At 37.1% G+C, this 15862-nt stretch carries 15 protein-coding genes; 9 read left to right on the forward strand and 6 right to left on the reverse strand.

Going from position 1 to position 15862, the window contains the following annotated elements:
- Nucleotides 1-5: 5 nt before the first annotated feature.
- Nucleotides 6-2240 carry an ATP-binding protein gene (locus tag B5D46_RS01590; protein WP_078927936.1) on the reverse strand — a complete coding sequence of 745 codons (2235 nt, stop codon included), beginning with the start codon at nucleotides 2238-2240 and terminating at the stop codon, nucleotides 6-8.
- A gap of 473 nt (nucleotides 2241-2713) precedes the next feature.
- On the opposite strand from B5D46_RS01590, the gene B5D46_RS12085 reads away from it, so the two are divergent.
- Nucleotides 2714-4054 carry a BspA family leucine-rich repeat surface protein gene (locus tag B5D46_RS12085; protein ID WP_078927937.1) on the forward strand — a complete coding sequence of 447 codons (1341 nt, stop codon included), beginning with the start codon at nucleotides 2714-2716 and terminating at the stop codon, nucleotides 4052-4054.
- Nucleotides 4055-4182: 128 nt separating this feature from the next.
- Entirely contained in the window at nucleotides 4183-4797 is a 615-nt protein-coding gene (locus tag B5D46_RS01600; RefSeq protein WP_078927938.1) for a YqiA/YcfP family alpha/beta fold hydrolase, read from the forward strand.
- A gap of 188 nt (nucleotides 4798-4985) precedes the next feature.
- Here the strand turns inward: B5D46_RS01600 and B5D46_RS01605 are convergent, their stop codons facing one another.
- Complete coding sequence (locus tag B5D46_RS01605) at nucleotides 4986-5372, reverse strand: hypothetical protein (RefSeq protein ID WP_143675579.1); 387 nt, start codon at nucleotides 5370-5372, stop codon at nucleotides 4986-4988.
- 61 nt (nucleotides 5373-5433) lie between these two features.
- Nucleotides 5434-5577, reverse strand: a complete 144-nt coding sequence (locus B5D46_RS12455; protein ID WP_412556287.1) for a BspA family leucine-rich repeat surface protein — start codon at nucleotides 5575-5577, stop codon at nucleotides 5434-5436.
- Nucleotides 5578-6067: 490 nt separating this feature from the next.
- Between B5D46_RS12455 and B5D46_RS01615 the strand changes: the two genes are divergently transcribed.
- Nucleotides 6068-7567, forward strand: a complete 1500-nt coding sequence (locus tag B5D46_RS01615; protein ID WP_078927940.1) for a hypothetical protein — start codon at nucleotides 6068-6070, stop codon at nucleotides 7565-7567.
- A 19-nt stretch (nucleotides 7568-7586) separates the two neighbouring features.
- Here B5D46_RS01615 and B5D46_RS01620 read toward each other — a convergent pair whose 3' ends face one another.
- Entirely contained in the window at nucleotides 7587-8582 is a 996-nt protein-coding gene (locus B5D46_RS01620; RefSeq protein ID WP_078927941.1) for a hypothetical protein, read from the reverse strand.
- A 446-nt stretch (nucleotides 8583-9028) separates the two neighbouring features.
- Between B5D46_RS01620 and B5D46_RS01625 the strand changes: the two genes are divergently transcribed.
- The 6 genes from B5D46_RS01625 (at nucleotide 9029) to B5D46_RS01650 (ending at nucleotide 13351) form a co-directional block, all read left to right on the forward strand.
- On the forward strand, nucleotides 9029-9445 hold the full coding sequence (locus B5D46_RS01625; protein WP_078927942.1) for a hypothetical protein: 417 nt from the start codon (nucleotides 9029-9031) through the stop codon (nucleotides 9443-9445).
- Between the two features lie 60 nt (nucleotides 9446-9505).
- Nucleotides 9506-10471, forward strand: coding sequence for a hypothetical protein (locus B5D46_RS01630; protein WP_078927943.1), 966 nt, complete (start codon nucleotides 9506-9508; stop codon nucleotides 10469-10471).
- Between the two features lie 119 nt (nucleotides 10472-10590).
- On the forward strand, nucleotides 10591-11049 hold the full coding sequence (locus tag B5D46_RS01635; RefSeq protein ID WP_078927944.1) for a DIP1984 family protein: 459 nt from the start codon (nucleotides 10591-10593) through the stop codon (nucleotides 11047-11049).
- Nucleotides 11050-11242: 193 nt separating this feature from the next.
- Nucleotides 11243-11746: a hypothetical protein gene (locus B5D46_RS01640; RefSeq protein WP_078927945.1), complete on the forward strand. Its 504-nt coding sequence runs from the start codon at nucleotides 11243-11245 to the stop codon at nucleotides 11744-11746.
- Entirely contained in the window at nucleotides 11743-12282 is a 540-nt protein-coding gene (locus tag B5D46_RS01645; RefSeq protein ID WP_327192100.1) for a DNA-processing protein DprA, read from the forward strand. The genes B5D46_RS01640 and B5D46_RS01645 overlap by 4 nt, the downstream gene beginning before the upstream one ends.
- A 64-nt stretch (nucleotides 12283-12346) precedes the next feature.
- Nucleotides 12347-13351: a helix-turn-helix transcriptional regulator gene (locus tag B5D46_RS01650; RefSeq protein ID WP_078927947.1), complete on the forward strand. Its 1005-nt coding sequence runs from the start codon at nucleotides 12347-12349 to the stop codon at nucleotides 13349-13351.
- A 25-nt stretch (nucleotides 13352-13376) separates the two neighbouring features.
- Here B5D46_RS01650 and B5D46_RS01655 read toward each other — a convergent pair whose 3' ends face one another.
- Nucleotides 13377-14822: a cyclic-phosphate processing receiver domain-containing protein gene (locus tag B5D46_RS01655; protein WP_078927948.1), complete on the reverse strand. Its 1446-nt coding sequence runs from the start codon at nucleotides 14820-14822 to the stop codon at nucleotides 13377-13379.
- Nucleotides 14822-15850: a hypothetical protein gene (locus B5D46_RS01660; RefSeq protein ID WP_078927949.1), complete on the reverse strand. Its 1029-nt coding sequence runs from the start codon at nucleotides 15848-15850 to the stop codon at nucleotides 14822-14824. The genes B5D46_RS01655 and B5D46_RS01660 overlap by 1 nt, the downstream gene beginning before the upstream one ends.
- Nucleotides 15851-15862 lie beyond the last annotated feature (12 nt).

Below are 15862 nucleotides of genomic sequence, written 5' to 3' on the forward strand. Positions count from 1 at the left end.
AAAAGTTAAATAAAACCAATCCTCCTATACCCACTCTCAGACTTATTATCCTTAAAGCCAATCTCCTGCTCTAAGGCCTTTATAAGATCATCATTTGAAGGATTATCCTTCTCGCTGAAGATTGAGCTGAACTTACCTTTGACCACATGGAAATCACCAGGAGTCAGAGTCTTAATCTTATGAAGTCTTTGAGTTTCCTTGTCACTTAAATCAGTCTTACTTAAAGGCTTTAGTAGATTCTCATACAGAGTATCAAGCTGTCTGCCTTCTGAGTACTTAAACTCGAGCTTGGTAGTAAAGCGTCTCATCACAGCAGGATCTAATCCTTTTACAAGATTGGTTGTACAGATAAGGATTCCTCTGAATTCCTGCAACTGAGTTAAAAACTCGTTAACAAGAGTCTTCTCCCAGGAATGGTCTGCACCCGCTCTGTCATAAAGGAAACTGTCAACCTCATCGATAATCAGGATCTCCTTTTTAAGGTCAAGATTATTGAAAGTTTCTGCCACCAGCTTTTCACTCATACCCACATAGCAGTTGAGCAGATCACTGGCCTTTTTAATTACAGCCTTTCTTTTGGTTATTTTTGCAAGGTAATGACCAAGCTCAGTCTTACCTGTTCCAGGAGGACCGTAGAAAAGAATTGTTCCAATGCCCTTCTCAGGTCTTTTTGAGCCTTTAACTGTTTCATGAAGTTTCTTAAAGCCATCAATGAATCTGTTGATATCACAGTTGAAATTAACTGCATCAGTTGAGTAATCATCCATCTTTGGAGATTCACACTTCTTCTTTTTGATGGTCTTCTTAAGCTCATCAGTTGCGATACCATTCGCACTGAGCGATACATAAGACTCAAGCTGAGTTCTGAGGATGGATGCAAACTCCTTTTTACTATCTCCACACAGAGTCTTGGCACAGAATACACTCTTATCAATTACAGATACTGGAGCTTCAAAATCGTCATTAAGAGTATTTAAAGCCTTTGATGAGATAAACCTTCTTATCTCATACTTATTTAAGACAAACTCCCAGATCTTAAGCTGCTGTTTCTTATTTAGCTTAGGAAAATAGAGACTGAAATCGAATCTGCGTCTTACAGCAGGATCAACATGGTCTATCTGATTTGTAATCCAGATGATGCTGACCTCCCCCTTCTCTAAAAAGGAGTTTAGCCAGGCCTTATCCTTTGACCATCTGTCATAGCCGATATTGGTTGATAAAAGGCGTTCAGCCTCATCTACAAGCACCAGAGGTCTATTCTTATATCGCTTGGCAAAATTTACACAGGCAGCAAGAGATAATCGACGGTCTCTGTCGTCATCATCCTCACCGCTTGAAACTGAGAATACGGTTAGATTAAGCTCTTTTGCTAGAGTCTTTACAAGAGAGGTTTTACCTGTACCAGGTTCACCGTAGAGAAGAATATTTGAATTCTTACCCATTGCACCAGATAAAAGGGTTTTAATCATATTTATATACTTGTCTTCAATCTGAAAGTCCTCAAGCTTTAAAGATTCGTTACAGTCAAGATTATCAAACCATTTTGAAGGATCACTCTTTATGAAAGGATCATAGGTTTCAAGGATTTTGTCAGAGAGTCGATGATCAAAATCATCCGCTAAATTCTCTAGAAAGCCCATTCTAAACAGTTCATTGCCAATCTTTCTGAACTTCTCTGCACTAAAACCAAGACAGTAGGCATACTCTTCAATCTTCTCTGCCTTATCAATATTCATATAGGAGAGAATGTCATAAATGGCTCTTTTACGGGCAATAATCGCATAAGCTGTTAGAAAATCAAGATACAGATGATCGATTCCAAGGTATTTAGAAATCTTTCTCTCAGCATTATTGAAACTGTTGTTACGAGGTACTGTTACTTCGCCCTGAGACTTTAGAACAGATGTAATCTGCTTTTTGATAAATACCCAGCCCCCCTTTCCTTCTGATGAAGAGAGCTCATTTTCGATAAAGCTTGCCAATTGGCAAAAAGACATAGACCTTTCCCTATATACTACAAATGCTGGCTTTCTGTATGAAGAAAAATGATCCCAGAGATTTTTAACAAAAACATCATAATCGTCAATGACATATGAGATACACTCTGCGAGATCATCATAGTCATTCATCTTAAAAAAGAACTCTGCATCAAGCTCACAGGCACGAAGAAGGAACTTTCTTAGGAATTCTTTGGTAAAAAGGCTATCAGCCTTAGCTAGTTCAGAGTTAATAAAAGCCATGATAATGTCCTCAAATATATATCTGATTTATGAAGATTCAGGTGAAGTGCTTTTTTATCTAATCATCAGTTCATGACATGACTCTCTGTATTTTTTATTGAAAAAAAGTGAAAAGATAAACATCTCCAGTCAGGATAATAATGCCATTTCCGACTGTTTCTGTTTAAATGATAATTTAGCAATGTTCCAAATTTAGATAAGTATAATAATTATTTTATAGTTTATTTATATTCGCATGCAATAAATAGATATCACTCTGAAAAAAAAGAAAAATTATAGATATAAAGAAGATAAAAAAATTTTACTGATGACAATACAATCAGCGTATTGGAATCTAATCAATCTATTTCCCATCAAAACTATATTTCTGAACATAAAACCTCTCATATAAATTAACAAACTCATCAGATTCTGGAACGAAGCTCTCTTACACTTCAAAGCGAAAGACATGAAATATTCTAAGAGAGGCTAGTATGAGTTCTATATACGAGCAAAAGATAATTGTTACCTCCAAAAAGGAGCTTGTGCAGATTATTGAGAACAGAATCAGTGCCTTTGGACCTGAATGTTCATTAAACGATCTGGATGTTTCCAACATAACCGATATGAGCGAGCTCTTTTTGAACTCAGATTTTAATGGGGATATTTCAGAGTGGGATGTATTCAACGTTGAGGATATGTCCTACATGTTCAGTGGTTCTAAGTTTTCAAAGGACATCTCCTCCTGGAACATTATAAGAGCATGGAAAACAATTGAAACCGCCTTTAAGAATACTCCTTTTGAAGATAATCCTTTTGAGCTGTTTGACTTTTTTATAATGGACAGATGGCATGAGGATATTTTGAAAAAAGGAGGCAGAATCAAGGTTAGAACCAATGATGAGCTCAGACTTGTTATCAGGCAGCTTATAAGAGAATACGGCAGCAGCGCCAATCTGAATGTTCTTGATGTTTCGCTTCTGACTGATCTTTCCTATGCGCTGTCCAATCTGAAGTTTGACGGAAATATCTTTGCCTGGAGGTTCCCTAATGCAGGAACCAGCCTTGAAGGTATGTTCATGAATACAGACTTGAATTCAGATATCTCAAATTGGAATGTCTTTCGTGTTCATAACATGAAGAAAATGTTTAAAGGAAGCTCTTTTAATGGAGATATCTCTAAATGGGATGTAATCAACTGCAGAAATATGTCATCCATGTTTGAGTCCTCAAAATTTACCGGAGACATCAGTAAATGGAAAACAACTAATGTTACTGATATGAGCTATATGTTCTGCGAATCCGTATTCAACGGTGATATTTCGGAGTGGAACCTAATTTCCGTAAAGTACCTTGAAGGAACCTTTAAAGAATCAATTTTCAATCAGGATATCAGTAAATGGAAAGTAGGCTGCTGTAAGAATTTTGCCTATTGTTTTGATAATTCAAAATTTACGGGTGATATTTCTAACTGGCTGGTCAGCGCCGCAGAAAACATGGAGTACATGTTCTGTGAATCAGAATTCAATGGGGATATAAGCCGTTGGAACGTCTCCAATGTAAAACTGATGAGCGGAATGTTCAGTGGATCCAAGTTCAATCGGGATATATCAAAATGGAATGTATCTAATGTTTGTGAAATGAGCTGGATATTCGAGGACTCGATGTTTAATCAGGATATAAGTGACTGGGATGTGTCATCTGTACAAGAGAGCTTTTCAATGTTTGACAACTGTCCTTTTGATGGAGATTTAAGCCGTTGGCAATTAGGAGAACATTGCGGGATAGATGAGCATCTATGGGATCTGATGCATAAAAACAATAAAACTGATTAAGAAATCTGAGTACAGGACAACGTCGAATGAGCTCCTTTTTTCTCATAATTAAGAGCAATGATTATTTTTGGAATATACAGATTTTATAATTAAACTGAAGTTAATTTTTTTTTGAGGCATCGAAATCAATGTTTGCGTATATTCACGGTCTAAATTCAGATGGAGAACGCTCTAGAAAAAATCTTACCGAGTGTCTTGGACAAAAAGTTTTCAATCTGACCTGGGAGTGTGACCGACCTTTTGATGAAAATATCGCCTATCTGATTGCTCAATGTGAAAATATAGAAGAAGAAAATCCTGTTGATATACCTTTATTCGAAAGTCCTGTATGGGAGAGGTTCGTCATGATAGGAAGCTCAATGGGAGGTTACTATGCAGCAGTGTTATCTGCAATAAAAGATTATCCTTGTGCCCTATTAAATCCTGTTGTTTATCCAAAGAGAACATTACAAAAATTCAAAGGGACCAATACTAATTTTGCAACAGGAATAAAATACGAGATGACTCAGGAGATTATAGATAGCTATAACTTTTGTGGAAACCTGAAAAAGCCTCTTATTGATCGTGCGATTGTTCTTGGGAGAAATGATGAAGTGCTCGACTATAAAGAAGCAGAAGCTTTCTTCAGAGGAGCTGCGGAAATCCTTATAACAGATTGCAATCATCAAATAAAGGATTACAGTCCATTTAAAAAGCTCATTGCAGATTTACAGTATAGAGCTGTGTTTTTTAATGATGATTAAGATTAGATCAAAGACATTCTTACTTTAAATAGAACGATTTGCGTGAAGTTCAAAGGTTATATATAGCGCATTTGCGCAAAACAGCTGGCGTAACAGCTTTTACGAATCAGCAGAGCTTAATGTACATCACCTTAACTGTTATTAAGTACACAGGTGTGTCTGCGAACAGCTTATAACAGATAAGATCATTAATCAAAACTATCATAAAAATCATCATCAGCAAGTCTCAATGAGTTAAAAATATTTTCAAAACTATTTTTGATATTTAATCTGTTATAAATACGATTTGACAGCTTAGACTTAAGTAAAGCTCTAAGAATTGTGGCACACAAGGTTCTATCCTCATCCTGATCGTATGGGTAAGCATCAAAGTACCAATGACCATTGTAGATCTGAAATAATTTAAACTCCCCTTTCTCATCCTTACCAATTGCAGACCACGAAATATTTACGTACCTCATATACATATACTCGGGAATCTCTATATCACTTTCAAAATCAAGGTCTGTAATTTCAACCTCGAAATCTGCTGTTTTTATTTCATCCATTACAGGAACCTCCAATCTCAAACTCAATAAAATCTCCGTTTATAGACATACATTTATTTTTATAAGTACTATTATTTTTGGGAAAGCGTCACCATTTAGTTTCAATTTCAAAGCCGACATTATCAGAGAAAAAATACTTTGGTTTTAATACTGAGGATACATTCCACGCAGACAGATCATTATTGAAATATGCCCCGTAAAACATATGCGACATATTGGTAGCTCTTTTGATATTCCATCAGGAAATATCTCCATTGAATTCCAAGGTTACAATAACCTTTTTATTAGAATGGAAAGTCATAGTTTATCCTCTTTGCACTTTGCTAAAGAGCAGAAAAAAGCCTTTATCCGTTTTATCAGGTTACATAAGCACTGTCAGACTTCATTTATCTAAAGAGTAAAGAATCAATGTTCCAGAATCAGAAATCTGTCATAAAAAATATTTAAGCAGAAAAACTTAAGAATTTATACAAAGTATTCAAGATCTGGAATGATATGCAGTTATTCTTTAAATAGAAATGAGAGCTAAGAGTAAAGCACTCTGAAGCGTAAAAACGGTGCAGCGCCTTATTCTTTATGCCGACGCCGGCTGACGCTGTATTGTGGGATCGCTTACTTTTCCAATTCTATGCTTGCGGTCCTTAATTTCTCAGAGTGCTTTACCCTCGCCTTTCAGCCCTAGCCAATCAAATACTAAGACCGCCTTAAAAAGAGGTGTAGAGATGTCTATATTTCCTAACCTATATGAATCATTTGAATATAGAAAAAAAATAAGTAGACTGCGTAAGCCTAACTATATACCTTCATATGCTGGTGGATGGAACTGCAGGCTCTCTCCTGCAACTGCGCTAAAACAGCATTTTGCATCAGGAGTTTATAACGAAACCAAGTTCTATCTTAGATATGATGAGGACTCAAGTGAGTACTCAAAAAAAGTTATTCAGGATGCTTTAGAGAGTGATCCAGCTGAAGTTGTTAAGGTTGCAGTTGAGCTCTACGAAGACTATGAAATGAGGCTCAATCCTATCTTTCTTCTGATGTATATGCTTCATCCATATAGAGAATGGAGAGATGAAATCAGAGAAGGATTCAAAAGAATAACGAAAAGTCCCATGGACATAAAAAAACAGTTTGACCTCTATCTTTTTTTTTACGAAAGCAAGAATAAACTTCCGTCTTTTCTTAAAAGATTATGGAAGAAAAGAATCGAAGGCTTATCCAGATATCAGCTTCAGAAATACAAAAATAAGGCAAATCTCTTTGATATCATCAAGATCTGCCATGCCCATAATTCTGATATTGACGAGCTGCTAAAAAACGGATGTCTTAAACTCAGCGAAAGTGAAGCTACCTGGGAGGAGCTTCACTCCTCAGGCAAAAGCTGGTGTGAGATTTTAAATACAATAGAGATTCCTTATCTTGCTCTTCTAAGAAATCTTAGAGGAATCATCAGATCAGTTAAAGATCCTGCTCTCATTGATAAGGTGATAGCAACTCTAAAGGCATCAGAATCAAAGCTTCAGCCTTATCGCTACTATATAGCGTATGAGACAGTAAGAAGTGAAGATTCTCCATTTAAAGACAAGATACTCAACTGTATAGCATCGCTATTAGATAGTTCCTTAAGTGACATAGGAGGTCTTGAGGGAAATACTCTGGTATTATCCGACAACTCTAACTCTACCCATACAGAGTGTGTTACAGGCAAGTCGCAGATTACATGCAGAGAGATTAACAATCTGTCGGCCCTGATTACTGCGGTAAAATCAGATTATGCCAAAATCTATCCTTTCTCTGTAGATACATTTGGCTATGAGGTATCAAAGACAAAGGATATACTATCTCAGATGGTTGAGCTTGATGGTCTTATCAGAAAAGATCCATCTATGTTTCGATCAACTCAGATTGAGAAATCTCTGTATATAGCTCTTTTTGATTCTGAGGTTGTATATGACAATGTCTTCATCTATACCGATGCGCAGGACAGTTCTTATTATTCATGTGAAGATGTCATAAAAAGCTACCTCAGGCTTAATCCAAAGCTCAATGTATTCGTGGTTCAGACTGCAGGATATGCGACCTCTTTATTACCGGTAAGCTTTTTCAGAGTCGGCAATCTATGTGGTTTTACAGGCAAAGAAATCATAGAAGCCAAGAAGATGATCAAGGAATGGGACGAATTTGAAAAGAGAAACTCTGAGGTTTCTGACTTCAGAAAATAGTCCCAAAAATTACCATCCATCAGTCACTAGCAATCATCCACTCATCAAATTGCTCAACTTTCATCCACCAGTTTCTCTTTCTATAGATTTTTTCAAAAGGTTCTCCTGTAGAGAAAGTAAATCCTTTTGAACAGATGAATACTTCATCCTCTATTTCAGCCCCAATTCCTCTTATAATGGCGATCCATTTAAGGCTTATGTAGTTTTCAGGATCCCCTTCAATGAGTTCATACTTAACACTGTCAGCTTTATCTTCTTCACCAATCTTTTTTAAGAACTCAATTACGGTATTTTTATAGGATTCAGCTAATTTCAGTAGAGTATCGGAAGGAAGAGACTTCACTTTGGTCAGATAATTCTTCCTAATTTTATTAAGCTTATGAACCGTAACTGGCTTTATAAAGAAGAAAGATTCTGGTATTGCAGCCAGGCCATTCTCATCAATTCTCTTTTCAAGCGCATGAGCTCTGGCTACAAGATTGTTAATAAAATCAGGATCGTTTGCCATTAACTTTTCAGTTTCGTACTGATAATCAAAACCGGCCTCAAGATTAGAATCTCTATCAGAGAAAAAACTGTAATACTCGCAGGCAAGAATAATATTAAAGCGAAGCTTTAAAGCTTCTTTGTTTTTAGAAAAAATAAGCTTCTCTCGCTTAGCTTTCTGAACACTTTGAGAAATGCTCTTAACAAGAGGTCTTCCACAATAATAGTAGGCAGGAGCCTCTTCTGTTTTTAAAGCTATTTCCTCGTATTTTTTAGCTTTCTCTCTGAGAGTATTTAATGTCTTTTCACTCCACGAATTCTCATTGAAGAAAGCTCCTTTTGTATTACAGCCTCGCATAGTATCGTAAAGAGCAGCCCCCATGAAGACTCTAAATCTAAGTTCTTTTTCCTCAGGATTTTCAGACTTAAGCCAGTCTACACGCTTAGCCATTTCCTCTGCTACCTTATCTGATTTTTCGTTTGAAAAAATCTCTTTACGTATAGTCTTTATCTCTTTTTTTATTGACATGATTGATTGCCTCGAAACTAGAACTTCTAAAAGCCTTATCTTTACAAAGAGTCTTATTCCCTCAAATTGTCCTAATAAAGCAGTTTGTACTTGCAGGTCCTCAATAAGTGGAAATATTCGCCTAATGCATCAGATCTTCTGATAGCTACAGATATAGGTGTCAACGACATCAGTCCGATTGAGGCCTTCTTTTCATATTTACATCCTTAATTTAAGGATTAACCCTTCCAGAATTTAATAAGTTTGAAATCTTTTTTGAGTAAAAAAATTAATAAAAAAGATTCAATACTTATCAGAATATGGAATGTTGACTTTTTATACTTCAGTCAGAAATAAGAAAAAAGAATCAAAAGACGGCACAGAAACACAGCACCTTTAGAGGAAAGAAAAATGTAGAAAAATCCCCCTTCAGCACCATAAACAAAATTCAATAAAGGAGCATTACTATGCTGAACTTAAATGTTGCTGTAAGCGTTAAAGACGCAGGTCTCCCTTTTATCTGTGTAATTAAAGGATCAAAAAGAAGACAGCATCGTCTACCAGACAATTATGTCGAATATCTGTTTGTCTACGATACAGAGTTCAGGAGTATAGGCAAGGTTGAGCTAAAGAATGTTTTTCCTGAAAAGCTTGAAGATATCGAGTTTAAGGGAAGATTCAACAAGAAGCTCAAAGAAGACCTGTTTGCCTGGTTTAAAGAAAAGTCCGAGTTCTCCAGACTTAAAATCAATAACTACGATCTGGCCCGCAACTGCAGCAAATTCCTGCATTATACCGACGAAGACTCCTCAGAGGTAATAGGAAAAAGTGAAATGCAGAAAATTTCCTATATGTTCGTAAGAGGTTCCATCTGGCTTGACTGACAAATATCTTATATGGTCCTCGCAGCTTCGAGAGCATATAAATACTAGGAGAATTTACAGATGGATAAATCAGATTTTAAGATTGAAGGCTATCTTCCAAAGATAAAGGAAGCATTAATTTCCAGGGATAAAAATAAGATTGATGCTCTAATAGAGAAAATCCGTTTTCAGATCTCAGAATCCAATACAGAAGAATTAAAGCAGGCGTTCATCAGTCTATGGAAAAACTGGTTCTCGCTATGTGCTGCAGAGGAGCTTGAAGAATACAGTGAGTACCTGCCTGACGATACAGATCTTTTTTCTTTAAAGGGCGTTGAGGATGCAATCCTGATGCTTGCAGGTGTGTATGAGAATGAAGAAGATGAGTATGCAATTCTCTATGAGCCGATCTTTAATAAAATTAAAACCCAGGACGGATATGAGGCTTACGATACATTGCTCATAGTTCTGAATCAGCTCTTTAAACTAAGAAAAAATCTGATTAACACCGATCATCATCCTCTTAACTGCAAACTCAGGCTTGATCTTGTAGAAAGACTTAATGCCCTTCTAATGGCAAAACAAAAAGATTTATATAACCGAGCAATAGAAGTTTTCTTTGCAGTTAAGCCTTATTTAAAAGGAAGATACTTTAACCTTGAGGCAACCTTGGACTTTGATGAGGAACTACCTGAGGATTTTCAAGATCAGAGCAATAGGATGAAGAAGCTCTGGAAATACATGAGCAATCCTGAACTTAATAATCGAGGGGAATTCTCAATTGCAAAACTATCTATTTACGATAAAGAAAACATCCCCTCTTTAAACAGTTTTCTGTACTTAAGTGACTATGAGGATGATTGGAGTCATCTACTCTCAGGAGAATGCGGCTGTTATTACCTGCTTCCTGAAATTCAGACTCTCAGGAATATCGGCTATGCTATGCATAATCTGAGCGATCATCTGAACTATTCGATTCATGAAGTCATTTATGCAACAAAATTCAAATGCGAATTGAATTTTGAAATTAAAGAAATGGAGCTCTAGTACCCATGGAGAAAAAGATGAATCCAGATGAGTGATGCTCACAAAAAAGAATGACTGTTTTCAGATTCTGGAACGATCATTTCTTACACTTATTGTGAACTTAATGAGAGGTAAAAAAAATGACTCTAGCAGAAGCATTAATGGAAAGAGCAGAGCTAAAGGCAAAAATCTCAGCAGTATCAGAGCGTATTGAAGACAACATCCTGGTTCAGGATAACGAGGCTCCAGGTGAAGATCCTAAGGAACTTCTTCCAGAACTGTCATCATCCATACAGAGACTTAGAGTTCTTATAAGTCAGATTAACAGAACCAACTGCATTACTCTAATTGATGGAGAGAGTCTTACCGATCTCATTGCAAGACGTGACTGTCTAATGCTGGAAATCAGTTCCTACAAAGACTTTACTGAGACCTCCAGACGCTCAACAGACAGAGCTCGCGGCTCTGAAATAAAAATCAGACCATGCATTGAAGTTAAGGAATTGCAAAAGAGGCTTGATACTCTTTCAAAAGAACTGCGCGAGCTTGAGGTAAAGCTTCAGAGAGCAAACTGGAATACAGAGCTCATCGAAGGATAACTAAAGAATTTTGGAGTAGCGTTTTTACTGGGTGAATGTCAGCCTGTAAAGGTATAAAACACCGCAGTGCGTGTGACCAACGCCCTTTGGTTTAGTGTTTTGGTCAACAAAGTACAGCGGTACAAAGTACAGTTAATTTTTACTACCAGACATTAACAGTAAAAAAGTAAGGGTGGACAGAGGGACTTTATATATGAAAAAAATCGATAAAGAACAGCTGTTGTATGAGCTTTTAAATGTATCTGCAACTTTTGCCTTTGATAAGCAGCGGGATATAAGATTCATGGTCTGTCCTTTGGAGAGTCCTGAGCTTAACGTCATCTGGATGATGAAAGCAATTAGGTTCAATGTTGAAACTCCGATTGCAAGGATCAGAATGGACTGTCCAGCCTATGCAGAGAAAAACAGTAATTTTGTAAATCCGCAATGGATTCTAAACGATGAAGAAATTGACTATTTCAACAGCTTTATCCGTAAAAAAACTAACTGTTTTTTTTCAAACCTTACTTCAGAATGTACAGTATTTAAAAATGCCATTCTAAGAATGAATATTGAAAAATATTATGTTGATCCTGATGAAACTCTAAAGCTCAGATATTCAGACTATCAGAACAGAAAAGACGGGCCTCTGCCCTATGATCTGCCTATCCCAGATTATCTAAAACTAAAAAATCAATTAAAACTGTATACAGAATAAAAAAAGGAGCTTACAAAGCTATGACAAGCATTGCTGTAATAGGAAGCCGAAATCCTACAAAATCATCAATCAAAGCAGTTAGACTCTGGCTGGATAAATATATGGAGCTAAACGGAGATTCTCCCGTTACAATTGTTACCGGTGGTGCCTTCGGCATGGATACAGAGGCCATGAAGTATGCCGTAACCAGAAAACTAAAACTCAAGGTATTCCGTCCTGCAAACTACCATAACAGCAGACTGTGTGATGATCTCAAGAACAATCCTCTGTGTGATATTATCCAAACCGAAGTTGGATATCTGCAGCGTAATACTATGGTCATTGAAAGTTCTGATGTGGTGGTCAGCTCAGACTATGGAAACGGAACCATCGACTCCATGGAAAAAGCTCTTGCAAGAGGACTAAAAGTATACGTAATTGGAGAGTATATCTCATCTGCAAAATTTAAACGTGCCCTACCTGCCTCAAACATAACTATAATTGATAAGAACAAAGTGTTAGAGGGAGACTTCAGTTCAGTTCCTAAGGCTGAGTGATGAAGCTCCTCGGAAACTGCCATTCTAATGATTGGAATGGCAATGATTTCTTAGGGGTTGAGATATGCCGGAAAAATACGATCAGGATGCAAGACCAGATGAAAAACTACTAAAGCTTTTCATGTTGCTGTTATTCAACGATAAAGAATTCTCTCTAACCTATCTTGCCGAAACAATAAACTGCTCTAAACAAACTGTGGCAAGGCTTTTAAGACGCATTGATGAAAACTATCCCTGCCATCTTTTAGAAAGAAAATCCAGTCGTCAGAAATACTATCATCTGCAAAGGCCAGCAATGTCATTTAGAACAGCTATTGATCCTGCAGGTCTTCGACAGCTTGCCTTATGCCGTGATCTGGTAAAAGGGCTTCTTCCAAAGGAGGACTGGGAGCTGGTCAATATGTCAGTGCAGCAGGCAAAAACAAATCTTCCACGCGCCGACTACAGCAGCTATCAGGATGCAAATGTCGGTACCCGTCTGACCCGAGGACACATTGACTATCAATCCAAGCAACGTCAGCTTGCAGAGATTGAGAAGTGCATATTAAATCATAAATGCTGTTCTCTCTCCTATCAGAAAGACCTAAACGGAGAAATAAAAAACTACGCCTACGCACCACAGATGCTGCTGACCTTTCATGATTCGCTCTACGTATTCGGCTGGATAGTAACTGAGATTGGTCCTGTCAGAATACTAAAGGAACGTCCAGCAAAATTTTCAGTTCACAGAATCACAGAAGTAACCTTACAGAATAGGTCTTCAGCAGAACTACCTATGAAAGATATGGAAGAGATTTCAGATTTTGGATTTTTAAGAGATGAGCCTTTTAAAGCAAAGATCTGGTTCTCAAAGGAAGTGATGACTTATATCAGTGATCGAATCTGGAGTGATGATCAGAAGATCACCCCTCAGGAAGACGGAGGCATCATTCTTGAGATGACAGCCCTGAGCAGAAGTGAACTTATATCCTTTGTTATGAGTTTTGATTTCAAGGCACGACTGCTCGAGCCTTTAGATCTTGCAGAAGAAATAAAAGACAGACTTTTAAAGACACTGGAGAAATATTAAATATTCTGAAGCAATTAGCCCTTTATTATTCATCCTCTTCATCGTGAGGCCAGTATCTGTCTATGGTTCGCTGCATATTAGCCCTGCCCACTGGATTAGCTGTATGCAGATCTATCTTATAAAAGGTTTCCCTCATACATAGCCAGTCTATAAGCTTAATAGCGTCTCCTCCTTCCTTTGCATAATCACCAAGATCATGATCAAGATTCAGCTCCTCAATAGCAACGGAGTGTTTCTCGTAAAACTTGATTTTGCTTATAGCCTCATTAACACTATGACAATGCTCATATCCATCAGGGGCATCTCTTTCATCATCCAGCCAGATTTTCACACTATCAGTTAAGGCTTTACGTTTTTCTTTGTCTAATCTACGAAAATAATCTTCTTCATTTTTCCAGTAACCATCAGCTAAATAATAAGACATACTGGAGTTAACCCACTGCAGCTGTTTTTTCAGATGCTTCTGTATCTCAAGATTCTTACAGTATTCAAATGCTATAAGCATTTCTTCATCCGAAACAGAAAATTTATCTTTCAGCCTAAGGGAGAAAATACGTAGGAAACGTTCTTTGTCTTTAAGAGGCTTTCTGTAATACTCCAGATCATAGTTATGGACATTAACCTCGGAGACCAGATGATACTGATTTAAGTTGTCAAAATAGAAGCAGTAACAACTGATGTCAGAGCAGTCAATGCCTTTTAACAAACGCTCATCTGGATTAAAGGACTCGACTACAAAGGGAGATCCAAGTTCGTAATCACAGTTGAATCCATGAGTAACTCCTGCATACACGCAGTCTTTTGAGTTAACAAGAATATCTCCTGCTTTAAAAGGCATTGGAAGATAAATAAACAGCTTGTCAGTTGTATAGTAAAAGCGTTCCTGAGGAAGACACTCGTTGTCATAGATTTGCATCAGCTTTAAATCAGAATCAAAGAAAGCTCTGATATATTTACCATCAGATTTTCTGCGTCTGTTTTTTTTCTGAAAACCCAATAGGTAATTTTTAGAAAACTGAACAACAGAAACATATTCTCTATCTTCAGATGAGTATTCCTCTAGATAACCATTTAAAGCATCTTCAAAGGAAGGAAAACTTGCAAAAGAGTAGAACTCAGTTCGATCTTTTTCTAGAATTCTTACCTCATAATAGCACTCGGGCTCCTTGGCTTTCAGAAGCTCTATAAGAACGCTGTAATTCTCAATAATGCCTTTGGTCAGCTCATGAAGACTCTCAAACTCATTCTTATCTCCATCCTTAGGCTGTTTTTTAAAAAAGCTTGGATGTCTAATGGTTACATCCTCATCAGGGGCATCCAGAAGTAATTTCATGGCCTCAAGCTTTTCCTCAAGAGGAATACGATAACATTTATCTACAAGAAAAAGCTTCTGCTCTCCAGAGAGTTTATAGTCTATCTCATAAAGGTATTCACGAATGTCTCGGGAATTTACGAATCTTATATAGTCCATTATTTCTTCATCAACTCCTTTATCCTTATTATCAATCTGTCAATCGCATCTAGCACTTGCAGCTGACAATTTAGCTCTATTGCACTTACTGCAGAGAAAAACAAATCAGGGGCAAGCTTTCCCTTTTCCATTTCGCCTAAAGGAATCAGCTTGCGATTTATGGCTTCAAGTTCAGCCTTATCTGCATATTCAAGATCATAATAAAAAGAGGTGTGCTCTTTATAAAACCCATTTTCATCAGGAAACAGCCCCCAGTACAGAATGTCGGAGCCATCATGTACAGGAGAATCATCGAATTGACCGATCTCCGAAGGGGTATAAGATAGAAATACACTGTAATTATGATGATTTTTTCTATCCATTGAGTAATATGGAATTCCTAATCTTTTCACGATATCTCCACGTTTAAAGGGCATAGGAATACTTATCAGCATTGCCGATACGTCTACTCCATATAACTTCAGACCGCTAACAGAGCCACAGTCAACCTTAAGCACTTCTGCCTCTTTTGAAAGGATACAGGTTGCAACTTCTTCTTTACAATCATCTGATGTTTCAGCACTTTCAGAGAATATATACTTTCTGATTCGATAGAAATCATTTTGCTTCCCATAATACTCATCCTCGGCATAATCTCTGATTGCTCCAAGACAGTTATCGTAGTTACGGTAATAGCCTATATGCTGAAAATCATCTGAACTGCTATCCATGAGCTCTGCTTCGTATACAAAATCTGTTGAAAAATCTTTTATAAACTTAAACTTGGCATATGTATCACATATGTACCGTCTTATAAATTCATGAACACTAAGTCCCAAAGACTCAGAGAAAACAGGATTGGTAATCGAGTGCATAGAACTGTCTTCAGTGAAATCACATAGCTCTTCAAGAGCAGATATTTTTTCTTTTAGAGTTATGAAGTTGCACATAACAATCAAGAAAAACTGCTGTTCCACATTGAGCTTGTAGTCAATGTCATAAAGATATTTTCTGATATCCTTTGAATTAACGTATTTGATGCAGTCCATTCCAAACCTTGC

It is taken from the genome of Succinivibrio dextrinosolvens DSM 3072, assembly GCF_900167015.1.
Lineage (GTDB): Bacteria > Pseudomonadota > Gammaproteobacteria > Enterobacterales > Succinivibrionaceae > Succinivibrio > Succinivibrio dextrinosolvens.